Source organism: Paenibacillus sp. FSL E2-0177 (genome assembly GCF_037992975.1).
Lineage (GTDB): Bacteria > Bacillota > Bacilli > Paenibacillales > Paenibacillaceae > Paenibacillus_AQ > Paenibacillus_AQ odorifer.
Window position 1 is genome coordinate 1677321 of record NZ_CP150307.1, and the last position, 26669, is coordinate 1703989.

19 protein-coding genes are annotated in these 26669 nt (G+C 43.4%); 16 read left to right on the forward strand and 3 right to left on the reverse strand.

The window, feature by feature from the left end; all coding sequences use genetic code 11:
- Positions 1-4 precede the first annotated feature (4 nt).
- The 6 genes from MHI25_RS07470 to MHI25_RS07495 all read left to right on the forward strand — a co-directional run bounded on the left by MHI25_RS07470 (position 5) and on the right by MHI25_RS07495 (position 6271).
- The gene (locus MHI25_RS07470) at positions 5-1738 is read left to right on the forward strand and encodes a family 10 glycosylhydrolase (RefSeq protein ID WP_340395192.1); all 1734 of its coding nucleotides are present in this window, start codon (positions 5-7) and stop codon (positions 1736-1738) included.
- A 266-nt stretch (positions 1739-2004) separates the two neighbouring features.
- The gene (locus tag MHI25_RS07475) at positions 2005-3288 is read left to right on the forward strand and encodes a DUF1963 domain-containing protein (protein WP_076308016.1); all 1284 of its coding nucleotides are present in this window, start codon (positions 2005-2007) and stop codon (positions 3286-3288) included.
- Positions 3289-3454: 166 nt separating this feature from the next.
- Complete coding sequence (locus tag MHI25_RS07480; protein WP_036675798.1) at positions 3455-3784, forward strand: PadR family transcriptional regulator; 330 nt, start codon at positions 3455-3457, stop codon at positions 3782-3784.
- Positions 3785-3798: 14 nt separating this feature from the next.
- The gene (locus MHI25_RS07485; RefSeq protein ID WP_076125280.1) at positions 3799-4665 is read left to right on the forward strand and encodes a pentapeptide repeat-containing protein; all 867 of its coding nucleotides are present in this window, start codon (positions 3799-3801) and stop codon (positions 4663-4665) included.
- 76 nt (positions 4666-4741) lie between these two features.
- Positions 4742-5500: an ATP-binding cassette domain-containing protein gene (locus tag MHI25_RS07490; RefSeq protein WP_036675796.1), complete on the forward strand. Its 759-nt coding sequence runs from the start codon at positions 4742-4744 to the stop codon at positions 5498-5500.
- The gene (locus tag MHI25_RS07495) at positions 5501-6271 is read left to right on the forward strand and encodes an ABC transporter permease (protein WP_036675795.1); all 771 of its coding nucleotides are present in this window, start codon (positions 5501-5503) and stop codon (positions 6269-6271) included.
- A gap of 66 nt (positions 6272-6337) precedes the next feature.
- Here MHI25_RS07495 and MHI25_RS07500 read toward each other — a convergent pair whose 3' ends face one another.
- A complete protein-coding gene (locus MHI25_RS07500; RefSeq protein WP_256715761.1) occupies positions 6338-8269 on the reverse strand; it encodes an ATP-dependent DNA helicase in 1932 nt (643 codons plus the stop codon).
- A 291-nt stretch (positions 8270-8560) separates the two neighbouring features.
- Between MHI25_RS07500 and MHI25_RS07505 the strand changes: the two genes are divergently transcribed.
- The 8 genes from MHI25_RS07505 (at position 8561) to MHI25_RS07540 (ending at position 15906) form a co-directional block, all read left to right on the forward strand.
- A complete protein-coding gene (locus MHI25_RS07505; RefSeq protein ID WP_076125275.1) occupies positions 8561-9742 on the forward strand; it encodes an ATP-binding protein in 1182 nt (393 codons plus the stop codon).
- Positions 9743-9924: 182 nt separating this feature from the next.
- On the forward strand, positions 9925-10371 hold the full coding sequence (locus MHI25_RS07510; protein WP_076185335.1) for a V4R domain-containing protein: 447 nt from the start codon (positions 9925-9927) through the stop codon (positions 10369-10371).
- A 148-nt stretch (positions 10372-10519) separates the two neighbouring features.
- A complete protein-coding gene (locus tag MHI25_RS07515) occupies positions 10520-11779 on the forward strand; it encodes an MFS transporter (RefSeq protein ID WP_076098890.1) in 1260 nt (419 codons plus the stop codon).
- Positions 11776-13080 carry an ectonucleotide pyrophosphatase/phosphodiesterase gene (locus tag MHI25_RS07520; protein ID WP_339172281.1) on the forward strand — a complete coding sequence of 435 codons (1305 nt, stop codon included), beginning with the start codon at positions 11776-11778 and terminating at the stop codon, positions 13078-13080. Before MHI25_RS07515 ends, MHI25_RS07520 begins: the two co-directional genes overlap by 4 nt.
- 28 nt (positions 13081-13108) lie before the next feature.
- Positions 13109-13981, forward strand: a complete 873-nt coding sequence (locus tag MHI25_RS07525) for a YitT family protein (RefSeq protein WP_036675789.1) — start codon at positions 13109-13111, stop codon at positions 13979-13981.
- 168 nt (positions 13982-14149) lie between these two features.
- A complete protein-coding gene (locus MHI25_RS07530; protein WP_340395193.1) occupies positions 14150-15238 on the forward strand; it encodes a nucleotidyltransferase domain-containing protein in 1089 nt (362 codons plus the stop codon).
- A 130-nt stretch (positions 15239-15368) separates the two neighbouring features.
- Positions 15369-15695, forward strand: a complete 327-nt coding sequence (locus MHI25_RS07535; RefSeq protein ID WP_076219426.1) for a DUF6442 family protein — start codon at positions 15369-15371, stop codon at positions 15693-15695.
- A gap of 1 nt (position 15696) precedes the next feature.
- Positions 15697-15906, forward strand: a complete 210-nt coding sequence (locus MHI25_RS07540) for a helix-turn-helix transcriptional regulator (protein WP_076125269.1) — start codon at positions 15697-15699, stop codon at positions 15904-15906.
- Positions 15907-16010: 104 nt separating this feature from the next.
- Here MHI25_RS07540 and MHI25_RS07545 read toward each other — a convergent pair whose 3' ends face one another.
- Positions 16011-18683 (reverse strand): cation-translocating P-type ATPase, encoded by a 2673-nt coding sequence (locus MHI25_RS07545; RefSeq protein ID WP_340395194.1) that lies wholly within the window; start codon positions 18681-18683, stop codon positions 16011-16013.
- Between the two features lie 344 nt (positions 18684-19027).
- Positions 19028-20434 (reverse strand): MFS transporter, encoded by a 1407-nt coding sequence (locus MHI25_RS07550; protein WP_340395195.1) that lies wholly within the window; start codon positions 20432-20434, stop codon positions 19028-19030.
- A 111-nt stretch (positions 20435-20545) separates the two neighbouring features.
- Between MHI25_RS07550 and MHI25_RS07555 the strand changes: the two genes are divergently transcribed.
- Complete coding sequence (locus MHI25_RS07555) at positions 20546-21433, forward strand: LysR family transcriptional regulator (RefSeq protein ID WP_076305027.1); 888 nt, start codon at positions 20546-20548, stop codon at positions 21431-21433.
- 406 nt (positions 21434-21839) lie between these two features.
- Entirely contained in the window at positions 21840-26447 is a 4608-nt protein-coding gene (locus MHI25_RS07560; protein ID WP_340395196.1) for an endo-1,4-beta-xylanase, read from the forward strand.
- Positions 26448-26669: the final 222 nt, after the last annotated feature.

A 26669-nucleotide genomic window follows, 5' to 3' on the forward strand; every position in this document is an offset into this window, starting at 1 on the left:
GATTATGGCATTTGCGTTGAGATCGAGGTTCATAGCACTGTTAAGCATCGTGTTGGTTTCTTCGATAGCCGGTGGTTCCGTTCCTGTTATGGCCGAAGAGGAGAGTAACCCCCCTTTCGAAACGGAAGTTATTGTACGGACCGTAAACCAGTTTAAGAACATGACGGATGTCCAGAATTTCATCGCGCTGTCTACAAGCTATGGCGTCGATGTTATTAGCATGAACGTGAAGCAGGATGAAGATGATGAGGTTCCGTCTGGAAGTGTATTTTATCAGAGTGATATCGCACCAATTGCCCAAGGCTACCAGAATTTCGATGCCCTGCAGGCTGTCATAACGGCAGCCCATGCTGCAGGAATCAAGGTTCATGCCTGGATTCCGCAGTTCCATGATCAGCAGGCTTTCCTGGAGCACGATGAATGGCAGATGCAGGCGCTGGTTGACGGGGTTCAGACACCGTTTACAGGTTCTAACGGCAACGAATACTTCGTCAATCCGATTCACCATGAAGTGCAGGAGTATGAGCGTTCCATTATTCAGGAAGTAATCGAGAATTATGATGTGGATGGCGTTGTGCTGGATTGGATCCGCTTCGACAATTACAACATGGACGTCAGTGATTACACGGCCCTGAAGTATCAGGCGCAGTTCGGGTATTCACCGCTCAGCATTGACTTCGAGACAGATTCGCCTCAGCGTGAGCAGTGGAATGAATGGAGAACCGAACAAATCGGACAGTATGTGGGCGATATCCGTCAGGATATCACCCAGTCCTCGAAGCCGGATGTGCAGCTCGGCGTGTATATTTTGCCGCCAGAATTCATTGAAGTTGGGCAGAATGTAGCCAAATTCAAGGATGATATCGACTTTGTTGCACCAATGGCGTACTTTGATGACTGGGAGTTCAACAGTGATTGGGTATACAGCACTTCCTACGGAATCCTGAAGGATACGAGCGACCGGATTAGCGGCAGTGACGTGGAAATTGTTGCGACGCTGGATAATGACTGGACAGATGATCAATATCAGGAGATTTACAAGGGAATCCGCGAGAATTATCCAGGTGTGAAGCGTCTGTCGTTCTTTGCTTACGGGGCCTGGCCAGAAGATGAGCTAGCCAATATCAAAGAACGTGAAACCTGGCCTACGCCAGGCTGGACGCCTCCGGTAGAACAAGATTATCCGGCTCAATTACCAGCAGGGTGGGAGGCGCGAAATATTGGTTCCATGCCGGGGAATGTTACCTACAATTCTTCCAATGAGCAATTTACACTCAGCAGCAGCTCTACGGATATCTGGGGAAATGGAGATCAACTGAATTATATATACCAATCCGTGCGGGGCGATGCGGAGATTATTGTTAAAGTGCAGTCCACTAGCCGATTGGACGGCTGGGCCAAGGCCGGCATTATGATTCGGGAGTCGCTGGGTCATAATTCGAAGCACGCAGATATGATGCTTACCCCCGAGAATGGGGCCACCTTCCAGTATCGTGCAGAGACTGCGGGCAATATGGTTGATCAGACTGCGGCTGCCTCGGCTCCAAGATGGCTAAAGCTGACCCGAAGTGGAAATACCTTCAAAGGGGCTATTTCGACGAACGGGAATAACTGGCAAACGGTCGGAACTGTTCAGATTCCGATGAACCGCAAGGTGTATATTGGCATAGCACTTAGCAATCCCGGGGATGACTCGAGGAATAAGGCTGTGTTTGGAAATGTGAAGATTACGGATTAAGCCTAATACAAGGGCACCGGTTCTTCTTTATCCGGGGGAGTTTTCGTTTATCAGGTTAACCAGAAATATTTGGTTGACCTTTTTTTGTTTCCGTTTAAGGTGATGGTGGGGGATATATCCAATTGAAATCTGAAATGAATTTAAAGCTGCTAAATCCGGTGATATATTTAATGCAGCTAATTCTATAATATAGCTAATTCTATAATGCAGTTTAGCTTATTAATAATAGTCTTTGAGAATAACTTATACAGAATAGGAGAGATACGATGAGCGAGCGTATACCCTGCCAAACCTCAGGCTGCAAGGGAAGCATACTTCCTGCAACTGCTTTAAAGACGGGGGGAATCTGCATGCCCTGTCATCAAAGGAAGCTTGCGCTGGAGCAAAAGGCTTATATTGAACAAAATCGAAAAGACATTGATTTGTACGCAGGTGTGAATGATCCGGTTGAAATTCTTAAAATCATGCACAAACCGCGGAGATGGAGCCCGCTTGAACACGAAATCTCCTATCACAAAACCGCGCAAGAGTTGTATCGTCAACTGACTGAAAGCGAAAGGGAGCGATTGGAATCCTACGCCATTGAATTGATGGAAGAAGATGATTTTGACCAGGCTGAGGCTATTTTACTGTCGCTTATATGTTTTTCAAGTGCGTTCATTGAACGGGGGCTGGAGGTTTTTTTTCACAAAGGGAAGTATTATCCCGGTATTCTCTATAAAGAAGCGGGTCAGGAGATCCGCGATATGATCATTCATCAGTTAGAGCATGACTCGGAAAACCGTAATCATTTGCTGCTTGCATTGGCCTGGATTGGCGATAAAGAGGTTGTACGGCAGTTCGAGACATGGCGGCAGCATCCGCCTCGATGGACATCGGAGTTAAATGTGGCTCCGGAAACCTATGCTCACGAAGCAGGATGGGAATTAGATCCCGACGGTGGGAAAAGGCTGCTCTTTTACCCCGAGAGTTATCATTTTGAAGTAAACAGGGACGGAAAAAATGAGCTGGATCGGGATCATACGGCGGTAGCGGCGCTGCAGGAGGGTGAGCATTCCTGCCCTTGGTGTGGCGGTAAATTGACAGTGCTGTTTGATTACGATTTGCAGAATCCACTGGTTCAATTTATGAAGCTTTCCGGCCAGCGGTTAAGGGTTGCAGCTTGCATGCATTGTAATTGTTATGGCACCGTGTTTATGAAAGCGGAGCTGGATGGCCAATATTCGTGGAGTGAATATAATACCGTTCCTGATTTTTTGCCTGCAAATGAAGACAGGGAAGAAATAGCATGGCATGCCATGCAGCTATCGGAACGGCAGATGGGAACCTATGAAAATTCGTATTGGATGCTTGAGGCGCCTGCGTCGCAGATTGGAGGACATCCGGCTTGGATTCAGGATGCGGAATATCCTGTGTGCCCTTGCTGTTCGACGACGATGAAGTTTATTGCCCAAATGGACATGGAACAGGCCGAGGACAGCGAGGGGATTTATTATGCATTTTTGTGTGAGGGTTGCCGGCAGGTAGCTGTGAATTACCAGCAGACATAAATTAACTTATTTCTGGTTAGCGTAAATTGGAACTTCAGACTTAAAAGAGAAAAATGCTGTCTTAGACAACTAAGGACGGCATTTTTTTATTTTGTATAAACATGATGATCAAAGTACCTTGACTGTCACAGTAGTATGATATACAATGCGATTATGAGGTGATGAAATGAGTGAGAACAAAATCACATCCGATCTGCTGCGAGGGCATACCGATACGATGGTATTACGGCTCTTGTCCGAAGCCGATCGTTATGGATATGAAATCGTCAAATTGATTGCTGAGCGTTCCGGAGGCGAGTATGAATTAAAAGAAGCTACGATGTACTCCAGCGTCCGGCGGCTTGAGGCAGACGGTGACATTGAATGGTATTGGGGGGATGAGTCTCAGGGGGGACGACGGAAGTATTTTCGGATTACCGAGAAGGGGAAAGCTGTTTACGCCAATAACAAGACTAATTGGGAGTACGCAAAGCGTGTGCTTGAAAACTTATTATAAGGAGACTTGATAATATGAATGAGAAATTAAACATGTATTTAAATGGCGTATTCGCACCCTATGACGGGATAAAAAGCGTTGCTGAATTAAAGAGTGACCTCCTTTCCGATTTGCAGGAGCGGTTCAGTGAACTCAAGGCTGAAGGCAAGGATGATGAAACGGCGTTTAAGATGACGATAGACAGCATCGGCGACATTGAACAGACGGTGCAGGAGGTTGCCAATCTCTCCCGTTCACTTGAGCGGCAGGTGGTGACGAGCTTTAGGGCGAGCAACTTATCGAAGAGCGATTTTGCAGGCGTTACCGCCCATAAAGGGGATTTTAAAGTGAGCGCGTTGCGGGGCTCAGATTTTACAGGCGCTGACTTGACTGGCAGTTCTTTCGCGGGCAGTGACGTAGGCGAGGCCAAGTTCGACAGCGCTAATCTGACCGACTGCAATCTGTCCGGCATTGAACTCGCAAATGCGAGCTTTCACAAATCTATTCTTGTTCGCACCAACTTTAGCTCATCAGGACTTACAGGGGCGAAATTTATCAGTGCAAGACTGACCGACGTCAAGCTGTGTACGACTGATCTCACGAAAACAATCTTTGAGAACTGTATCTTTGACGGTGTGGAATTTAAAACCTCTGATCTGCGGGGATTATGTTTTGACGGCCAGACCTTTATCGGGGTTAAGTTTGAAAAGTCGGCGCTGAACGATATTTCGTTTAGAGGTGCGACGTTAAAAAATGTGTCATTCCTCTCCGGGTTTTCGTTATCCAAGAAGTTTTATCGTGCAATCAAAACGATCAACTTTGATGGTGCAATGATGGATAAGTTGACCTTTGCTGCGCTCAAAGGCATGGAAGCTGATTTGACAAAGGTTACAGTTCTATAAGCCTGAGCTTCCGAAGTGAGTTTTGCGGGGAGAATTCCATAAAGATATGCTAACAAAACCTTGAGGAGGGAATGCAATGAACAAGTCCATTAAAGTGGTTGGGTTGGAAAAGTCCTACAGACAGCTTCAAGTTTTAAAGGGGGTGGATTTTGAAGTGGAGCAGGGCAGCGTTTTTGCTCTGCTGGGCTCCAATGGTGCAGGCAAGACCACCATTGTCAAAATCCTCACCACTTTGCTGAATCAAGATGGCGGGACTGCTGCAGTGAACGGATTTGATGTCGCCACAAAGCCTGATTATGTACGCCAGTCCATCAGCCTGACGGGTCAATTTGCTGCCGTGGATGAGATTCTGACCGGCCGGGAAAATCTGATCATGATTGCGAGGCTCCGCCATGAGAAGCATCCGCGTCAAGTTGCGGACGATCTGCTGGAACGCTTCACTTTGACCGATGCCGCGGATCGCAAGGTATCCACTTATTCAGGCGGGATGCGCCGGAGATTAGATCTCGCGATGAGTCTTGTTGGAAAACCGCAGATTATTTTCCTCGACGAACCAACCACTGGACTTGATCCTGAGGCAAGGATTGATGTATGGAAGATGGTTAAGGAGCTTGCCGACGGCGGTACGACTGTCTTTTTGACGACGCAGTATTTGGAAGAGGCAGAGCAGCTTGCTGATCAAATCGCCATTCTACATGAAGGTAAAATTATTGCGAGCGGTACACTCGAAGAACTAAAAAAGCGTTTTCCGCCCGCAAAAGTTGAGTACATTGAAAAGCAGCCGACGCTGGAGGAAATATTCCTCGCAATCATCGGCAAAAAGGAGGGAAAGTAAATGGAAATGATTAAGAAGCACTTTTTCAGTGACATGAGTGTAATGCTCGGACGCTCTATGCGCCATATTCTCCGCAGTATGGATACCATCATCACGGTAACTATCATGCCAATTGCATTTATGCTGTTGTTTGTTTACGTGTTCGGTGGGGCCATCCAGGCGGGTACGGATAACTATGTGAATTATTTATTGCCCGGGATCATACTGATCGCTATTGCCAGTGGTGTAACTTATACGGCTTACCGCCTGTTTAATGATGTGCAAAAAGGGATTTTTCAGAGATTCCATTCTATGCCGATTGCACGTTCTACCATGCTGTGGGGACATGTGCTGACCTCCCTGATATCCAATGCGATTTCAGTTAGCGTCATCATTCTTGTTGCATTGATTATGGGGTTTCGTTCATCGGCAGGAGTGCTCTCATGGCTGGCGGTTGCCGGCATCCTGATATTGTTTACGCTGGCTCTAACTTGGGTCGCAGCAATTGCTGGACTATCCGCAAAATCGGTGGACGGCGCGACTGCTTTTTCCTACCCGATTATTTTCCTTCCTTTCATCAGCTCGGCCTTTGTGCCTACCGAATCGATGCCGCCAGTCGTTCGCGCCTTTGCTGAAAACCAACCCGTTACATCTATAGTAGAGGCGGTTCGCTCCCTCCTGATGGGGCAGCCTGTCGGCAATGATATTTGGGGAGCCATCATATGGTGCATAGCCATTCTAGTAGTTGCTTATTTAATAGCGATGCGGGTATACAAACATAAAGTAGTTTAATTGCCAGATAACGTTATAGGGTTTAGAAGCGACTTGTCTGCGGATGGGTTGCTTTTTTTCATCTCTCTACGTATCACTAAGCTGTATCCCTTTTTCTTTCACAAACTTCTCCAGAACCTTGAAATCCTCAGTAACCTTTTTAAAAGGTAAGGCTTCCAGTACCTGATCCCGGTAATCCTTTTTGGCGGCAATGGACAGGCGGGAATCAAGTATGCTGAGCACACCCAGATCAGTTTCACTGCGGATCAGGCGCCCGGTTCCTTGTCTTAACCGAAGCAGCATGTCCGGTACAAAAACCTCTTTCAAGGGATTCTTTGCCATCGAAGTCTTATATTCATAGACAGGATCGGCAGGAACAGGGAAAGGCAGACGAAAAATGATTAACTGCGACAAATCGGAACCTTCGATATTCACACCTTCCCAGAATACACCGGTACTAAGTAGAACGCCTTTACTGCCCCGAAAGTCAGCGATCACCCCGTCCTGGGACGAGCCTTCCCTTTGAACATGTAATGCCCATGCCAGCTTCTCAGAGTTTAATTTCTTATGAATATACTTCATATCCTCTTTAGCTGAAAAAAGAACCAATGTCCGCCCGTCTGTTAAATTACAGAGTCTCATCATTTCTTTGTATGCCGCTTCAAGATAATCTTCCCGCCGCTGATGGTTATAGTAGGGGATGTCCTTGGCAATATACAGCATGGTGTGGTTATCATAATCAAACGGTGAAGCTTGGCGCTCCATATAATCTCCCCTGTAACCGAGGGACTCAGTCAGATAAGCGTATTGTTCTTCCAGCGTTTCTCCGTTTTGACACATCGTTGCTGACGTTAAAATAACAGAGGTTTTCCCGTTAAATAAGGTATATTTCAGAAACTGGCTTATCCCTTTAGGGCAGATACTAAGGGTACTCTCCCGCTGGGTATTGCTTGCCCAGATCAGATAGTTATCCTCTACTCCGGCGAGTACATCAAAGAGGTCGATAAGTCCGTTCATGGCTTCGAAAATATTGTCAATCTCCCGCTCATGCCGTGAAGTTAAGACGGAAAGGCTGAGATTAAAATCTTTTAAAACCTGTGCCGCTCGTCTTAAGGGGATTCCTGTGATCTGCGATATTTTTATACGGTCATTGTCCTGCTTGGCTGTTTGCAGTAAGTCTGCCTCAACTTGTTTAAAAATATGGCCAACGCATCTTTTTATAAATTTAAATTGCGGCATAAGCTCTGTATCGGCAGATTGTTTGAAGAGAATCTGTAAGGCGTCATCCAGAATACGGCAGGTTCCCCGGTTTGTAAATTCGAGCGTTCTTGCATCTCTAACCTTCGCTTCCAGATTATGAGCTTCATCAATTACGATCAGAGCCGGCCGTTCAGTGATTAACCCCTTCGTTCCTTCCTTTTTCTTAATTAAATCACGGATGAGCAGATCCTGGTTTACGATAATAAAATCCATATCGCTCGCGTTGGCATTAATTTTAGCTCTCATCTCATAAAACGTACATGTACTTTTATAATGGCAACGTTCAAATTTGCAATCATTCACACAAACGTTAGACCATACTGCATCACTAACCCCGCCCTTAATATCTGCCCGCTCATCAATTTCATAATTGACAATCTGTTGAGCAAGCGCAGACAGAGGGGCGTTTGAATCATCCGCTTGGAACAGATCTGCTGCCCTATACCGGCAAGCATACTGCCCCATGCCTTTTCCAACTACCGAACGTACCCTTGTAAATCCGAGCCGACTTCCGATGAATCTCAGATCTTTATGTATTTGTTCTGAAAGTTGTATGGAGGATGTCGCAATAATAACCGGTTGCCTTGAGATTTGGTTAATAAGCAGGCTGGGAATGAGGTAGGCAAAGGACTTGCCGATGCCGACTCCAGCTTCAATCATCGCGTTACGACCATTAATATAGGCATCAGCGATATCTAGAGACATATCCTGCTGGCCGATCCGCTCTTTAAGTCCAATCCTGGGAAATTTATCATACATGCGAAAGATAGCATTGACTAAAGAGGGCTCGATGTCCTTCTTTAGCTCCTGCTTCTGTAATTTGTAGAGATCACTTAACCAGCTAATGACGACCGCCCCTTTTCAAAATCAATGATCTTCCTAATTATAGTTTTTTTGGTTTTTTGGTGAGGTTGTAATTATCTTCGATGCCACTCTAACAGTCAAGTCCAGAATATAATATGATGATTAAAACAAAGTGAATTACTGTGTTTTTGAAGCAGGAAAATATACACATATCTTGAATACAAACTACAAAGAAGGAGGATGACAATGTCATACAAAGAAAATGAATTGCGTTCGTCATTAATCTTAGCAGTTCCAATCATTTTAAACAGGCATTATCATTCCATGACTATGAAAAACATCGAATTCTCCTGGTTTGTAGAGACGCATAAGGAATTGTTAGATTCATCATTCAGTACGATATTAATGAGTATGGTAGAAGCCTTGTTTTTTGATTCTTTTGGTTACGATCAATACTTAAACCTGCTAGAAAAAGAGGGGGCTGAGCAAGGGGTTTATACTGCAGAAATATTCGGTGATCATTTTGATATTTTACTTGATATGAGCAAGGATTTAAATTTAACCGCTCAGAATATTATGTTTAAGATCATTGAAGAGTTTGTAGATGATTCCGCGATCCGATTGTTTTTTTATAATCGTTTAATGGAATGCAACTGGACCCGTTTTACTGGCTTTGCACAAGGTTATTTGTCTAATAAAAATCAACAGATTGACAATTTACATGAACAAAAAATTGCTGTTATGGGACAAATGGCAGCAGGAATGGCGCATGAAATAAGAAATCCGCTAGCTTCGATTAAAGGTTTTGCTCAGCTTGTAAATATCAGGCTAAATGAGCCGGAGATCAAAGCGGATGAATTGCGTGCATATCTGGATATCACCATCAAAGAGATTGATGCTCTGAATGGATTAGTAACGGACTTTCTAATACTGGCTCGAAAAGGTGACAGTACGAAAAATAACGGCGTAGTATTTAACGTTATGGAGGTTATACATAGAGTTAATAACATTGTGAATCAACTCATACTTAGTGATGATATTATACTTTCAGTAGAGTGCTCTTTAGAAAAAGTACTAACGTTTGGAAGCGCCTCTCAGCTAGAGCAGGTAATTCTTAATATTTTGAAAAATAGTATCGATTCCTTCACAGCTTTTAGAGGCAGAATAGATATTTCTGTTACCACAGCTGCTGAGACAAACGAAATTATTCTACTCTTTAAAGACAACGGAGAAGGAATTCCACAGGATAAATTAAAACGGATATTTGACCCTTTCTTTACTACCAAGCAAAAAGGGACAGGGATTGGATTATCGATTTGTAAACAATTAATTGAAATGTATGGGGGGCATATTAAGGTAGATTCAGAGGTTCAGGTTGGAACTAGCGTGAGGGTTATTTTGCCTTGGGTTTATGATTATCATATTTGAGATGCTGCTGCATCTAATGAATGAAGGAGCGACTTGCCAACAGGGAAGTTGCTTTTTTTGTTATGGTTCTACAAAAAATCAGGATGTGCGTAAGATCACAAAGCAATTATTGGATACGTTTATACTCAATATATCAATTAAATTTGAAATATAAATTACATAAGCAATTGGAGGCTACTGGCATGGATCAATTTACTTTTACAGATATGAAAAAAATAAAGAGAAAAAATTTAGGTAATGTCGTACCTTTGGAGCTTTTCAGAACGATTAGACTTATTGGTTTATATCAAGCGTTACCCATGAATGGTAAGGGTACAACGTTGACTATAGGAAGAAAAATTGGGGAAGAGTTTGGTGTTACCTCGGTTAATGAACTATTCGAGTTATTCGAACAATTGAAGATAGGGATTCCTATAATAACCCATGAAGATGACAAGGGGATGACGATTGCAGTACACGATTGTTTCTGCGAAGGGTTACCTATTATGGAAGGGAAAATGGTTTGTGACCTGGAGGGGGCCATTATCGAAGGAGCACTTACTAAAATTCGTGGAAAGCGGGTTTCCGTCCGGGAAATAAAATGTAATGTTAATGGGGATGAATATTGCGAATATATCGTCAAATATTAAATTCATATATATAAGCGAGTAAGCGACCTTTCAATTTTAAAAGGTCGTTTTTTTATGAAGAAGTTGTGATGTAATTAACATTCATTTAACATGGCTCTTATGCTGAAATGATATAACAGTTACAAATAGGTGAAAAGGTGGCTGTTAGATGAAACTTAGCAAAGAGGAAAAATCATGGATTTTATATGACTGCGGGAATTCAGCCTATTCGATGGCGGTTACAACTGCATTATTGCCTATTGTATTTGGCATGTTTTCAAATGTTAACAGCAGCATGGATTTAGGGTACTTTAACTCCATTGCTAGTATTCTTGTGGCTATCCTTAGTCCGATTTTAGGCACGATCGCAGATTACAAGGATAAGAAAAAGCGCTTTTTCTTATTTTTCTCTTTGATCGGTGTGCTGGCTACGGCTTCGTTGGCATTCGTTGCACCTGCGAGCGGGCAGTGGCAGTTATTGATTGTGTTTTACATCCTGTCTGTCATAGGTTTTGCCGGAGCCAATATTTTTTATGACTCTTTTCTTGTGGATATAACCACTGATGAAAGGATGGATAAGGTATCCACAAAAGGTTTTGCTTATGGATATATCGCCAGCGTCATTCCATTTGGCATCAGCCTGCTATTGATTCTGTTTATGGGGATGGATAAGTCGATCGGTTATCAGATTGGGTTTATCATTACTGCTCTTTGGTGGGGGCTGTTGACCATACCCATGATCAGAGATGTAAAGCAGAGATATTATATTGAGCCTGAACCAAGACCTGTAATCAACAGTTTTAAAAGACTGGGGGACACCTTTAGGAATGTTAGACAGCATAAAGTTGTATTTGTTTTCTTAATTGCGTACTTTCTTTATATTGATGGGGTAGATACGATTATTAAAATGGTGGTGCCCTATGCCACATCGGTTCTGGGTGCGGATGCTTTTGACACCTTTACCTTACTGGGGATATTATTAGTTATCCAGATCATCGCTTTTCCTTGTGCAATCCTGTATGGTAATCTCGCCAAAAAATACTCCGCCAGGACTTTGATCATCGTGGGGATTGTTACATATATCATTTCCTGCATCGCAGCTTTTTTTATCACTTCAGTGTGGCATATATTTATTCTAGGTGCGCTAATTGGTTCCGCTCAGGGAGGCATTCAGGCGCTCAGCAGGTCTTATTATGCGAAGATCATTCCAAAGGAGAATTCCAATGAATTCTTTGGTTTTTACAATATTTTTGGCAAGTTCGCGGCCATTGTTGGTCCTGCTGTAATGTCTTTAACAACAACCTTAACAGGTAATGCTAAATTTAGTATTTTAGCGATTATCCCACTTTTTATTATTGGATTATTCGTATTTATAACTTTACCTAAAGAGCAGCCTGAACATGACGAACCTAAGGGGCTTATTCTATGAAGTCAATTAAAGCACAAACGGCTATGGCCAAGCATTTGATCGTCATCTCTTACGATGCCTTTTCAGAAGACCACTGGGCATTGGCCAGCCGGCTTCCAAACTTAGCGGAATTAATTAAAAACGGGGCCCACAGCCATAAATTGAAAAGTGTGTATCCCACGCTCACATATGTAGTGCACACCACCATAGCAACCGGTGTATATCCGGATAAGCATGGCATCCATCACAACAATCCGTTTCAGCCCTTTATTAAGGAAGAGGAGCAGAATTGGTTCTGGTTTAGAAATGCGATCAAGGTGCCAACGATTTATGATGTTGCGCGCGAGCATAAGATGAGCACCGCCGGAATCCTATGGCCAGTATCGGGTAAATCCTCCATCCAATACAATATACCTGAAATCAGAGCCATCAAAAACGAAAATCAGGCACTGAAGATATTAAAAAGCGGAAGCCCCTTATACTGCGTGGATATGGAGCTGAAATATGGCCGGATCCGCAAGGGGATTGAGCAGCCCTATCTGGATGACTTCACGACCAAATGTGCTATAGAAACGATTAAGCGCAAAAAACCTAATCTTCTAATGATGCATCTGATCGATCTGGATGATGCCAAACATGCTTATGGAACTGACAGTGACGAAGTGATGCAGGTAATCACACGTATGGATAAAAGGTTAGGCGATATTATGCAGGCAGTGGATGAAGCGGGGATAAAGGATGATACGATTTTTTTAATTTTGGGGGACCATGGCCAGTTTAATGTTAGGTACAAGGTGCATTTAAACAACCTTTTGCAGGAAAAGGGCCTGATCTATGAAGAGAACGGCGAAATGAAGTGGAGAGCTTACTTTCAGTGTGGGGGTGGAGCGGCTTACTTGCATATCCGGCAGGGCGATGAAGAAGCTGAGCAAATAGCATTAGCTGTTATTGGAGATAATATGAGAGATGAATCCTCAGGTATAGAGAAATTGTATGCTAGAGATGAACTGGATTATTTTCATGTGGGCCAAACCACAAAGTATATGCTTGAGGCTAAGAGAGGTTATTGTTTCGACGAAAGTATGGATGAACCAACGATTGTTGATTTGGACAAACAAGGCGTTAAATTTGCCACGCATGGCTATTCTCCTGATAAAGACGGCTATAGATGCAACTTGGTTGTCTCCGGGGAAAAGATTAGAAATGGGCATCATATAGGGGACATCGAAATGGTAGATATAGCCCCCACGATGGCAAAGATTTTAGGGATTGATTTTAATCCAGGTGACGGAAGACCTTTAGAGGAAATTTTTATGGACTAAATTAAGCAATGTGAAACGGAGAAATTCAATGATTGAAACGCGAAAACAGAAATCAAATAAACTCAAGATATTCTCAAAAGTATTCATGATTATTATTGGGGCGCTAATAGCTGCCTATGGTCTAGAATCCGTATTGATACCCAACAACGTCTCAGATGGAGGTGTCACAGGTCTAAGCATCGTTGGCTCTGAACTGTTTGGCTTACCGCTAGGGCTGCTAATTGGCATAATTAATATCCCTTTTGTATGGCTAGGATATAAGCAAATTGGTAAAAGCTTTGCTCTTTATTCCGTTATCGGTATTGCTTCACTGGCTATTGGCACTAGTCTTATGCATCATGTACCGACGATTATAGAAGGTGATACCTTATTAATTACCGTTGTTGGCGGGATTATTATCGGTTTTGGCATGGGTTTAGCCTTACGTAATGGTGGAGCATTAGATGGGATAGATATGTTAGCTGTCTTACTTTCACGAAAATTACCTTTTGGGACCAGTGATTTAATCTTATTTCTAAACATGTTTGTCTTTATTGTTGTTTCAACAGTATTTGGCCTACAAGGGGCTATTCTATCAGCGCTTGCTTATTTTATTGCTTCTAAGGTCATTCATATTATTGAAGAAGGTTTGAGTGGCTCTAAAACGTTTAAAATCATCACCATTCAACCGGAAATCATGGTCGAGACTATTCGTGACCGATTGGGTCGTGGAGCAACTTATACAGATGCTTATGGCGGCTACTCAAATGAACAATTCAAAGAAATCACTTGTGTCATTAACCGTCTGGAAGAAAGTAAAATAAAAGATATTATTCGTGAAATTGACCCGAATGCCTTTGTAGTAGTCTACGATGTTGCAGAAGTTAAAGGTGGCAGTTTCAAAAAGAAAAATATTCACTAACGACTATAAAACGTGTTGGAGAGAAGCTAATTATGCTCTTGCCAGCGCGTTTTTTTGTTTTCTTTGAAGGAGAGGAAAGGCTTGGTATAGATTTAATATAATTAAAGTTGGAATACCTACTCTAACAACATGCTTATACAATAGAATTAATAAGGTTGGAGAGGGGACATGGATATGGATGCTGTTCATAAAGAAAAGATCTTAATCAAAAATGAAAAGCTTATTAGCATGGTCATTGAACGGGCTAAGAGAGATTTTTCTGATGATATTGCAATTATTGGGCTTACAGGTTCTTTTAGTACTGGGGATTTTCATGAAAAAAGCGATCTTGATCTAATCATAATTAATAACACAGAGCAAGGCTGGGGAATATCTTCGTGTTTTATTTTGGATGATATTGGATACGATCTATATTGTACGCCATGGGAAACAAGGATAGAAGATCAAGCCAATCTCGAGAGTCCAATGATTTCATGTCTGGTGGATTTACAGATGTTATACTGTGCAAAACCCGAATATTTGGAAAGGCTAAATTTATATAAACAGAGAGCACTCGATGCTCTGGCAATGCCTATAGGGAAAGAATGTATCAGTAGAGCGAAAAAGTGTATAGACATAGCAAAACAGGAATATGCGAATACATTACTTTCTGAAGATATAGGAGCAGTAAGATATGCTTCAAGCGAAGTTTTATACAATTTGTTAAATGCGCTAACTCATTTGAACAATACTTATTTCAAACGGGGAATGAAAAGATATTTGGAGGAAATAGCTACGTACCGTTATGTTCCTGATGATTTTGAAAAGACATATATGGCTGTGATAGAGGCGAAGACTATCGATGAAATCAGAAGTGCAGCATATAAGTCCCTTAGAAACATCAACGATCTATATAATAAAATGTATAAGGATTTTGTAGTGCAGCCAGTCCCAAGCTATGATAATCTTGGCGGAACTTATGAGGAGTTATGGTGCAATTACCGCAATAAGATTATAGCAAGTGTAGAATCGGGTGATAGATCGTATGCGTATCTTGCAGCAATGGGCATACAAGGTTTTCTTGATGAAATGACAGAATGGAAGGGAACCAAAAAGTTTGATATCATGCAGTATTTTGATTCTGACCATCTTCAAGTCTTTAAGAATGAGTTTCTGAAGGTCATGGATGAATATCTGGAGGAATACAACAAGGTAGGCAGGAAAGTCGAACGATACAATACTTTCGAGCAATTATATAACGAATATATGAAGGTATAGAAAATAGCTCACCACCAATCTTTGGATTGGAGTGGGCTATTTTTTTATTTGACAAGAAAACTTGGCGTATTATAATAATGATGACAAGAAAACTTGTCATCATCTTTTCAATTTGAAAGGAGAAATTTTTATGAAAAAGGAAGAAATATTAGAAAAAAGCCGAAATGAAAAAGGAGACGAAGGAAAAGAATTTGTATTTGCTAAAGGCAGAAAAAGCGGATTCATTGGAATGTTGATTGTATTTTGCATTCTGAGTGTCTTCAATTTATATAATCATAGTCAGGAAACAAATTTTGCATTAAAAGCTATGATAGCTATGTTTTTTGGATATTTGGGCTGTGAAGGTCTTGGAATGTATTCTGTAACTAAGAAAAAGATGGATTTACTCAAATTCATTTTAGGATTAATTATAAGTGTTTATTTTTTGTTTATTTACTTTTATGGAATGAGTGATTAGTATGAGTGAACATTTGGTTTTAAAAAATAAACTGCGCGAAGCTAGAACAGAACAAAAATTATCGCAAGCACAATTGGCAGAAATGGTGGGTGTCTCAAGAAATACTATAAGCTCGATTGAAACCGGACAGTTTAACCCTACTGCAAAATTGGCTTTGATTTTATGTATTGCGTTGGATAAAAAATTCGAAGAATTATTTTATTTTGATTAAAATCAACAGAAGCTTTTCTAGGTTTAACTCTAGATGTCAGAAAAACAGCGATACTCCATCATTGGAGAATCGCTGTTTTGTCTTTTCGGTCGATTATAGCTTACTCAGGAATTTACAGGATTCTGTTCAACAGATTTGGGTGTAAAAGCTCTTCGAACAACCTTCGTTATTTCCATTAGGATGAGGGAGCCGAGGGCTAAGCCTGCTGCAATCAGCCACTCTGACATTCCAAATGTAGCCGGAATCGAGAAGATTTCTCTAACCCCTGGCAGTACCGCAATGCCGTAAAAGGCAAAGCAGACCAGAACGGCTCCGATGACGTATTTGTTGCTGAAAAGCCCAGCTTCAATAGCAGTTTGACTGTTCGAACGGGCGGCAAAGGTCTGCAACGTACGAGACAAGATCAGGGTTGTGAATGCCATAGCTACGCCCATATCAGGCGAATCCTGAAGTCCGATATACAGGGATATGATTACAGCTATACCTATGAGTAGACCACGAGTGACAATGGCCTGCATCATTCCTCCTGCGAATATTCCTTCCTTGAGCTCTCTTGGTTTTCTGTTCATCACATTAGGTTCAGGTTTTTCCATCCCAAGAGCAATGGCGGGCAGAGAATCATTCGCCAGATTGATGAATAGAAGCTGAATCGCTGTGAAAGGATTAATCCAGTTGAAAATAAGGGCAAAGAGGATGGCGATAATTGCACCCAGGTTACCTGAGAACAAATAGGCGATCGCTTTTTTGATATTGTCAAATACCGTTCTGCCCACAGATACAGCATTGACAATAGATACAAAATTATCATCGGTCAAAATCATGGCAGCCGCATCTTTGGCAACATCGGTTCCACTGCCCATGGCAACTCCGATATCTGCTTGTTTCAAAGCAGGCGCGTCATTTACACCATCACCGGTCATGGCTGTTATTTTGCCTTTCCGCTGCCACGCGCGGACAATTCTGATCTTGTTCTCCGGGGAGACACGGGCGTACACACCGATCTGTTCGAGTTTTTGATCAAGTTCCTTGTCAGACATGGCATCGAGTTCTTGGCCGGTTACGGCAATTTCATTCTCAGTCATCAGACCGATATCGCGGCCGATCGCTTGTGCGGTTGTCTTATGATCACCGGTAATCATGATGGTTCGGATGCCAGCCTTCTGAGACTCTGCGATCGCGCCGTAGACAGCTTCCCGAGGTGGATCAATCATAGCTGTCAAACCTACGAGCACCAGATTTTGTTCATCCTCTAATCCGACTTCAGTAACCGTATTTGGTACGGTTTTGTAGGCATAGGCAAGTACACGTAGTGCTCTGCTGGAGAACTCCTCATTGGCTTCGAAGAAGCGTTCAAGAACTTCTGGTGTCATCGGTACTTCTTTTCCACTTAACAGTACATGCGAGCATAGACCAAAGAGCACATCGGGCCCACCTTTAGTAATCATTGCTTTTTGCCCGTTAAAAGTATGCAAGGTCGTCATCAGCTTGCGATCCGAGTCAAAAGGTAGCTCGGCTTCGCGCGGGAAATTATCGCGTATTTCCTTATAATCTTTATTCTTGCTGTTGCTGAAGGCAATAAGCGCTACCTCTGTAGGATCACCCAGCTCTTTACCATCCTCATTAATGTTAGAGTCGTTGCAGAGCACAGCAATATGCAGGAGCCGCCGGGCTTCTTCAGACCATTCTTCAGGCGCTTGATTGAATTGATCACGATCCCCTTCTGGCAAAAAGTAATCTACAACAGTCATTTTATTCTGGGTGAGGGTACCGGTTTTATCTGTACAGATGACACTGGTTGACCCAAGGGCTTCGACAGCGGGCAGCTTACGAATAATCGCATGTTGCTTAGCCATCTTATTAGTACCTACGGATAGGACAATAGTTACTATTGAGGAAAGAGCTTCGGGAATCGCAGCAACCGCCACAGCGACTGCAAACATTAACGCATTCAGGATAGCTTCTGTTGTATCCACAGTATCATTCGACAACCAAACACGTCCGGCCTGGATGGCAAAGATTATAATGGACAGGAGTATAATTGCTACCCCCAGCTGCTTGCTGAATGTTTCGAGCTTGCGCTGCAGCGGCGTTTGCTTGGCTTCGGCGCTTTCAATGAGTTCAGCAATTTTACCGATTTCGGTAGTGAGTGCAGTTCCCGTTACTACCAGGCTTCCGCGGCCATATACAACTAGTGAGCCGCTGAACGCCATATTACGCCGGTCTCCAAGCGGAGATTCTTTCGCGATGATATTCGTATGCTTTTCCACAGCTTCGGATTCTCCGGTTAGCATACCCTCATTTATTTTTAAGCTTTCCGATTCTATAATCCGGCCATCGGCGGGTACAAAATCGCCGGCTTCCAGCCATACGATATCACCGCGTACAAGTTCCCTTGCCGGGACGGTTTTTAATTCTCCATCACGCAGCACTTTGGCCTCGGGTGCTGACATCTGCTGCAAGGCATCAAGTGAACTCTCCGCTTTACGGGTCTGGATGACACTTATAACTGCATTGAGAATCAACACGAGGAAAATAATAAGCGACTCCATAACTTGGCCCATAACAATCTGGACAATGGCGGCTATAAGCAGTACGACTACCATAGGGTCTTTGAAGTTTTCAAGAAAAAGCTTCCAAACAGGATCTTTTTTCTTTCCTTTTAATTCGTTAAAACCATAATCTTTCAGACGTTTGTCGACTTCTGCCGAAGTAAGCCCGTTAGCTGAACTCTGAACATCCTGTAAACTGTCGGCTACATTGTTGCGGTAATATTCCACTAATGATAGCTCCTCTCTGCTGTGCTGTGTCTTTGTTCTTAAAAATTACGGTTCAAGCCGGGACAAGTTTCAAAATATCGAGCTGCCGAAACTGTTTTTACATTATAAATGTGTCTTTTGAGCTTGAAATTGGACGGAAAAATATATGTAAATCTGGTTTCTTCATTATGTTTTTGGCTCACCGAGCACAAGTTTACTATGGGCGCTTTATTTATTATCCTATTTATGAATCGAGTTTATCCCCACCTTGAAGAGTTAAATAAAACTCATAAAGAGCTGAGGCTACGCATTAAAATAACAAAACAAGACCCGTCTGATGACAGGTCTTATTTGTCTGCACTTTCCTATTTGTTAGCGCCCGAATTAGCCGATTCCTGCAATTGCCCTGACTCACGGTGCTTCCGACTCATGAATACCAAAGACAATGCAATTACCGTGAGGATAACCCCAAGGACTTGAAATCCCTCGAAGCTAAACTTACCTCCCATTATGATACCTATTAACAATGAAGAGAGAATGGTTCCCAGGTATCTCGATGTATTAAATAATCCGGAGGCTACACCGATTATTTCTTTTGGAGAACTTTGGAACAAGGCTGCTTGCAGGCCGACATTGTTCAATCCGTTGCTAATACCGAATGCAGCTAAAGCCATACATACACTGATAACTGGTGAAGTCTGATTTAAGGTCACAAGCCACACTGATCCCAATGTCATCAGGACCCCGGACACTAGCAATGCTGGCCGGGGTCCTGATCTATCGATCCAGCGTCCTGCTATTGGAGCAGTAATCAGTGAGCATAATCCCAGCGTTAGCATGAGAATTCCTGTTTGGAATTCACTGACATGACGTACCATTTGCAAGTAGGATGGGATCCCGAAAAAGAGTGAGTAAAAAAGTACATTAACGAGCATGAATTCAACATTAACCCAAGTCATTGCCGGGTATTTGGCAAATGTACGTAAAGGAATAAAGGGTGATGCCGCTGTTAGCTCATGCCGGACGAATACTCCTAGCAGAACGAGTCCTGTTAGCAAGGTAATGACATGTATTAATGAGATGTGTCCGGATGATTTTGCTGAAAGCAATCCAAGGAGCACGGCAATCAGCCCCACAGTGAAGAGCAGGATTCCTGACGCATCAATCAAATCAAACCATTTGCGCAGGGACATTCCCCGGGTAACGGTTGTTGACGGTTCGTCCTTGGGGATATGCCTCCAAGATAATAGAAAGCTAGCGATCACGAATGGAATATTGACGAAAAAGATAGCTGGCCAGTCCCACCAGTGAATAATAACCCCGCCAATAAAGGGACCAATTGCTGCCGCGCCGGATAGGAAGATGGATAAAACAGATAGTGCGGTCGCTTGTTTCTCCGTAATATGAATCCGCACAATGGCCATTCCAACGGCAACCATCATGCTAGTTCCAATGGCTTGCACAATACGGAACACGATGAGACAGCCAAAGTTTGGGGAGAAAGGAGCTAATAAACCTGCAATGAAGGATACGACAAGCCCGGTAAGAAATATTTTCCTCCGGCCGAATAAATCGCTGGCCTTTCCCATGACAGGTTGAGCGATGCTACTTGCAATGTAAAAAGAAAAAATAATCCAGGAAACACCTGTATAGTCAAGCTGGAATACATTTTGCAGCCTTGGAATAGCCACAGACACCATCGAAGAATTTAAAGGGTTCAATAAAATCCCCAGACCTACTGAAATCATTAACCACCTGTTGCGAACACTCATTTTAAATCCCCCTAAAGCTTATTAATGTCATCGTACTTGAAATCGATTATTCATTCCAACGCATTTTATGTTATGATCTCATTGACTTGAGGGAATGAACGGAGGTGCGAATTGGAACTTTTGCAACTGCAATATTTTCTCGCGGTAGCTCGGTTGGAACATATGACTGAAGCTGCACGAAATCTACACGTTACTCAATCTTCACTAAGCAAAACGATTCAGCGTTTGGAGGAGGATCTGGGGGTACCTTTATTCGATCGGGTAGGAAGAAAGCTGCGACTGAATGAGTCCGGAAGCCGGTTCCTTCGCCGAGCTGAAAGGGCATTGTTTGAATTGGAGCAGGGAAAACAGGAGCTTAGCGATTTATCCAGTCCTGAACATGGCACACTCGAATTAGCGGTGACGACGGCAAGCACATTACCCAATATCCTGCGAGAGTTTCGGAAAAAGCGGCCTGATATTCAATACCATGTGCAAATGCTGACCACGCAGGAAATGGTTACACTTCTTAATAGAGGAGAAGTTGATTATTGCTTATCCTCACCTCCAATAAAAGGGGATGACATCGAATGTCAAATCGTCTTTATCGATCCAATTCTTGTGGCTGTTCCAAAGGGGCATCGGCTGGCCAATCGAAGCAGCGTAACTTTGAAAGAGCTAAGGGATGAGTGGTTTGTTGGGGTAAAGAGTGGCTATGGTACTCGCGATTTAATAGACTCTGTATGCAAATCAGTTGGATTTGTGCCTAAATATGTGTATGAGGGAGATGAACCCGCAAGGCTTAGCACTCTTGTGGAAGCTGAAATTGGTTTAGCTTTCATACCAAGCACGGCACGGAATTCACGGGAAGATATCCAATACCTCCAAGTAGAGAATCACGAATTGGAAAGGGAGATAGCTTTATTGTGGCACAGGAGCCGGTACATTTCTCAGGCCGCTTTGGAATTTCGGGAGGTAGTTGTAGAATATTTTGGAGCGTTATCCAAACAGACCATTTAATTATGCGGCAGAACAACTAACAAACCAATTCCCCGTTACCTTCCGTTACGTTCAACGGTCCGTAAGTGGGGTTTTCTTTTTGGGTTAAATTTGTAGAATCTTTAATCATACCTATGTTTTCCTATAATTATGGGGGGTAACACCTTTAATATTAGCGTAGTAGTACGTAGCAGCGAGGCTGTAAAATAGTGTGAGTACACATGAAAGCGTTTACATAAAAGGAGGGGATCTGTAAGTAAAAAGATTCATTTGTGATGATGTTCTACTGCTCTTCGGGATGATTGTACCACTGTTGAAATTAAGGATTTAGCAGGTAAGGAAATTAGCGTGGGAATATAGGGCTGGTGCTAATAAGGTAGGTCATTAACTGATTTTTATGAAAATCACTAGAGGAGGAATGCATTAAATGAGTAGAATGCTTAAACAAGTAATCTCGATCTTACTCGCAGCTGCCTTGCTTATTCCGACAAGCTGGATCGCTCCGGTTACTGAAGCTGCGGCGCAGGATACGACAGTATCATCAGATAGGGTAACGGTATATCATGAAACTTTTGCGAGTGGCAAGGGGATTGCAGCTCAAGCAGGCAGTGCTAGCCTTACACCTGTGAATGATAAAGTTTTTACCGGCAATACTGACGGCGCAGCTTTATATGTAAGCAACAGAGCGAATAACTGGGACGCGGCTGATTTTAAATTCAGCGATATGGGCCTAGAGAACGGCAAAACCTACACGGTGACTACAACCGTTTATGTGGATGCTAATGTGGCTATACCTAGCGGTGCCCAAGCTTATCTTCAAGCGATAGGCAGCTACGCCCTTTTGGCAAATGTGAATTATGAAGCAGGCAAAGCAATCACCTTGACGAAAGAATTTACCGTGGATACGGACAAAGATACGACACTGCGCGTTCAATCCAACGATGACGGGAAAACGGTTCCGTTCTACATTGGGGAGCTTCTCATTACAGCAAAAAAAGCAGTGACGGAAACGGATAAAGAAATCTATCACGAAACTTTTGCGAGTGGCAAAGGTTTAGCCTCACAATCAGGCAGCGCTAACCTAACCCCTGTCACCGGAAAAGTTTTTGCGGGCAATGCTGACGGGGCAGCTTTATATGTAAGCAATAGAGCGAATAACTGGGACGCGGCTGATTTTAAATTCAGCGACATGGGCCTAGAGAACGGCAAAACCTATACGGTAACTGCATCCGTGTATGTAGACGCTGATGTGATAGTACCTAGCGGAGCCCAAGCTTATCTTCAAGCGATAGGCAGCTACGCTCTTTTGGCAAATGTGAATTATGAAGCAGGCAAAGCGGTCACCTTGACGAAAGAATTTACCGTGGATACGGACAAAGATACGACACTGCGTGTTCAATCCAACGATGACGGGAAAACGGTTCCGTTCTACATTGGGGATGTATTGGTCACAGAAAAGGTGGCTACCGTAGAGCCAACTCCAACACCAGAAACACCTAGAGACCCAGCTTTACCTTTTACCACTGTTACTTTTGAGGATCAAACAGCAGGTGGTTTTGAAGGCAGGGCAGGTACAGAAACGCTTACGGTTACTAATGAAGCGAATCATACGGATGATGGTTCATACGCTTTGAAGGTTGAGGGAAGAACCAGTACATGGCATGGGCCGACATTACGTGTGGAGAAGTATGTGGACAAAGGCTACGAATATAAAATTTCGTTATGGGTCAAGCTGATCCAGCCTGCAAGCTCGCAGCTCCAGCTGTCCACGCAGGTTGGCAATGGCAGCAGCGCCAATTATGTGCAGCTCGCACCTAAAACCATCAGTGCAAGCGATGGCTGGATTCAGTTTGAGGGATCCTACCGTTATAACAATGTAAGCAGTGAGTATTTGACCATTTATGTGGAAAGCTCCAGTAATAGCACGGCCTCTTTTTATATTGATGATATTAATTTTGAAAAGGTAGGCTCTGGCCCGGTAGATATCGAAAAAGATCTTATACCGATTAAGGATGCTTATCAGAATGATTTTCTGATCGGAAATGCGATAACCGCTGAGGATCTGGAAGGTGTCAGACTTGAGCTTTTGAAAATGCATCACAATGTTGCTACGGCAGGTAATGCCATGAAGCCGGACGCGTTGCAGCCTACGAAGGGTAATTTCACGTTTACCGCGGCAGATACAATTGTAGATAAAGTACTGGCTGAGGGCATGCAGATGCATGGACATGTATTGGTATGGCATCAACAATCGCCTGCATGGCTGAATACAACAACAGACGCAGCTAACAACACGATACCCTTGGGACGGGATGAAGCTCTTATGAATTTGCAGACCCATATCCAAACCGTTATGGAGCATTTTGGTGACAAGGTGATCTCCTGGGATGTTGTAAACGAGGCGATGAGCGATAATCCATCCAACCCAACAGATTGGAAAACAGCGCTGCGATCCGCCCCATGGAAAAGTGCCATTGGAGCAGATTACGTAGAGCAAGCCTTCCTGGCGGCAAGAGAATTACTGGACGCGCATCCAGATTGGGATATTAAGCTCTATTACAACGATTATAACGAAGATAATCAGAATAAAGCGCAAGCCATCTATAGTATGGTCAAAGAAATCAATGATAGGTACGCGCTGACTCACCCTGGCAAATTGCTTATCGATGGTGTTGGTATGCAGGGGCACTACAGCATTAATACGAACCCAGAGAATGTGAAGCTTTCCTTGGAAAAGTTCATTTCCTTGGGTGTCGAAGTAAGCATAACTGAGCTGGACATTCAGGCCGGAACCAACTATCAGCTCTCTGAAAAGCTTGCTAATGCGCAGGGTTATCTATATGCGCAGTTGTTAAATATCTTCAGGGATCACGCTAATTCTATCAAACGTGTTACCTTCTGGGGAATGGATGATAACACAAGCTGGAGAGCTTCATCCAATCCGTTGTTATTCGATAAAAATCTGCAAGCCAAGCCGGCTTACTATGGCGTTATCGATCCTGATACCTTCATTGAAGAGCATGAGCCTGAATCAGTAGAAGCTAATCAATCTACTGCTAAATTTGCTGCACCTGTTATAGACGGAACAGTTGACGAGATCTGGAGCCAGACCGCTGAGATTCCGGTCAATCGGTATCAAACCGCTTGGCAAGGAGCGAGTGGAGTGGCAAAAGCACTCTGGGATGATCAAAATTTATATGTCCTGATCCAGGTGAGTGATACACAGCTTGATAAGAGCAGTGTGAATGCACATGAACAGGATTCGGTCGAAATCTTCGTGGACCAAAATAATGGGAAAACGACGTTCTATCAAGATGATGACGGCCAGTACAGAATCAATTTTGACAACGAGACTTCATTTAATCCTTTAAGTATCGCAGCCGGTTTTGAATCGGCAACCCAGATTTCCGGAACAAACTATACGGTTGAAGTGAAGATTCCACTTCAAGGGATCACTCCGGACAACGATAAAAAGCTTGGTTTTGATGTACAGATCAACGATGCTAAAGAGGGCTCACGTCAAAGTGTCGCGGCTTGGAATGATACGAGTGGAACTGGGTATATGGACACATCCGTTTATGGTGTGCTTACTCTAAAGGGTAAATCTACGGGTCCGGAACCCACTCCAACGCCGACAACAGCACCGACACCGACACCAACGAGCCCAACCGATCCAACTGACCCAACCGATCCAACTGACCCAACCGATCCAACCGATCCAACCGATCCAACCGATCCAACAAACCCAACGGAACCATCGGCAACCCCGACACCTGTTCCAACAGCGACGCCAGCACCAACAAATGCTCCAACGGGTAGCAGTAACTCGGGTAATGTTGTAGCAACTTCACAGCCTGGAGCCATTACAAACAAAGATGGTGTTGTTACGATTAAACTGGAGGTAAAGTCCGACAACGGGCGTGCTATAGGTACCATCTCCAGCGACAACATGAAAAAAGCGCTTGAGCAGGCTACTGTAGCGGCAAACGGCAAGAAACAAATTATCATTGAAGTGCCAAAGCAAACGGACGCGAAAGGGTATGATATACAATTACCGACCCAAAGCCTAACGGGGAAAGAAAACTTTGAACTATGGCTTAAGACGGAAAATGCCACAATTCAAATTCCAAGCAATATGCTGTCCAACGTAACAGACAATGCTGAGCAAGTATCTATACGAATAAGTAAAGTCACCACGGACAGCTTGGAAGCAGCTACCCGCAATATGATTGGCAACCGTCCAATTATCGGTCTAAGCGTAGTAGCAGGTGACAAAGTTATTCCTTGGAATAACCCTAAAGCACCTGTAACGGTAGCCATTCCTTACGTGCCGACAGCGGAGGAGCTAAGCCTTCCCGAGCTTATAGTCGTTTGGTACATCGATGGCAAAGGCAACGTACTGCCGGTTCCGAGCAGTCGATATGATGCTGCAACCCAAACGGTTGTCTTTCAAACAACCCACTTCAGCACTTATGCAGTAACCTTCGTAAAGAAAAACTTCGGAGATCTGCAGAATCTTTCTTGGGCCAAACAATCTATAGACATTATGGCGGCTCGCGATATCATCAAAGGAACGTCCACGAACAGCTTTTCACCTGCAGATTCAATCAAACGAGCGGATTTCATTACTCTCCTCGTAAGAGCGCTTGAACTGAAGGGAACGGGCAAAAGTGCAATAATGTTCAACGATGTCCAAAAGACAGACTACTATTATGATGAACTGGTCATCGCGAAGGAATTGGGAATTGCTACAGGTTTTAAAGATGATACGTTTAGACCCAATAGCAATATCTCCAGACAAGATATGATGGTGCTGACAGCACGAGCGCTGGCGGCAACCGGTAAGCAAGTTAAGGCGAGCGGCGTTGTAGCTGCTGCTTATCTTGATGAAGCAAGCATTTCCAGCTACGCAAAAGACAGTGCATCATTGTTGATCCAATCCGGAGTCGTAAACGGAAAGAACAATAGAATTGCACCGAACGATAACCTTACCCGTGCAGAAGCGGCAGTCATTCTGTATCGTATCTGGAAGTAGTAGTCCCGGCAGCAGAGAAAAAAAGTCTGAATTGACTCAAGGCCATATTTAGTCTGAAGAGTGGAAATACGTGTGCAACCATCCCTTGCGTTCTTCTGTTTTAAGCATCGCTGCTCACCTCCCTGCGGAGAGGAGCAGCGATTTTTTTGTGTGTATGTTCCGTTAAGTTGAAACTGAAACGGAAAAAAATGTCACGAAACAGACCGCTCAAGTGTTATAACT

Coding starts and splice junctions, on each gene's coding strand:
- MHI25_RS07505 (WP_076125275.1), top strand. CDS start 8,561: ATGTCATACAAAGAAAATGAATTGCGTTCGTCATTAATCTTAGCAGTT.
- MHI25_RS07475 (WP_076308016.1), top strand. CDS start 2,005: ATGAGCGAGCGTATACCCTGCCAAACCTCAGGCTGCAAGGGAAGCATA.
- MHI25_RS07495 (WP_036675795.1), top strand. CDS start 5,501: ATGGAAATGATTAAGAAGCACTTTTTCAGTGACATGAGTGTAATGCTC.
- MHI25_RS07550 (WP_340395195.1), bottom strand. CDS start 20,434: ATGAGTGTTCGCAACAGGTGGTTAATGATTTCAGTAGGTCTGGGGATT.
- MHI25_RS07540 (WP_076125269.1), top strand. CDS start 15,697: ATGAGTGAACATTTGGTTTTAAAAAATAAACTGCGCGAAGCTAGAACA.
- MHI25_RS07490 (WP_036675796.1), top strand. CDS start 4,742: ATGAACAAGTCCATTAAAGTGGTTGGGTTGGAAAAGTCCTACAGACAG.
- MHI25_RS07470 (WP_340395192.1), top strand. CDS start 5: ATGGCATTTGCGTTGAGATCGAGGTTCATAGCACTGTTAAGCATCGTG.
- MHI25_RS07560 (WP_340395196.1), top strand. CDS start 21,840: ATGAGTAGAATGCTTAAACAAGTAATCTCGATCTTACTCGCAGCTGCC.
- MHI25_RS07485 (WP_076125280.1), top strand. CDS start 3,799: ATGAATGAGAAATTAAACATGTATTTAAATGGCGTATTCGCACCCTAT.
- MHI25_RS07535 (WP_076219426.1), top strand. CDS start 15,369: ATGAAAAAGGAAGAAATATTAGAAAAAAGCCGAAATGAAAAAGGAGAC.
- MHI25_RS07520 (WP_339172281.1), top strand. CDS start 11,776: ATGAAGTCAATTAAAGCACAAACGGCTATGGCCAAGCATTTGATCGTC.
- MHI25_RS07530 (WP_340395193.1), top strand. CDS start 14,150: ATGGATATGGATGCTGTTCATAAAGAAAAGATCTTAATCAAAAATGAA.
- MHI25_RS07510 (WP_076185335.1), top strand. CDS start 9,925: ATGGATCAATTTACTTTTACAGATATGAAAAAAATAAAGAGAAAAAAT.
- MHI25_RS07525 (WP_036675789.1), top strand. CDS start 13,109: ATGATTGAAACGCGAAAACAGAAATCAAATAAACTCAAGATATTCTCA.
- MHI25_RS07480 (WP_036675798.1), top strand. CDS start 3,455: ATGAGTGAGAACAAAATCACATCCGATCTGCTGCGAGGGCATACCGAT.
- MHI25_RS07500 (WP_256715761.1), bottom strand. CDS start 8,269: ATGTATGATAAATTTCCCAGGATTGGACTTAAAGAGCGGATCGGCCAG.
- MHI25_RS07515 (WP_076098890.1), top strand. CDS start 10,520: ATGAAACTTAGCAAAGAGGAAAAATCATGGATTTTATATGACTGCGGG.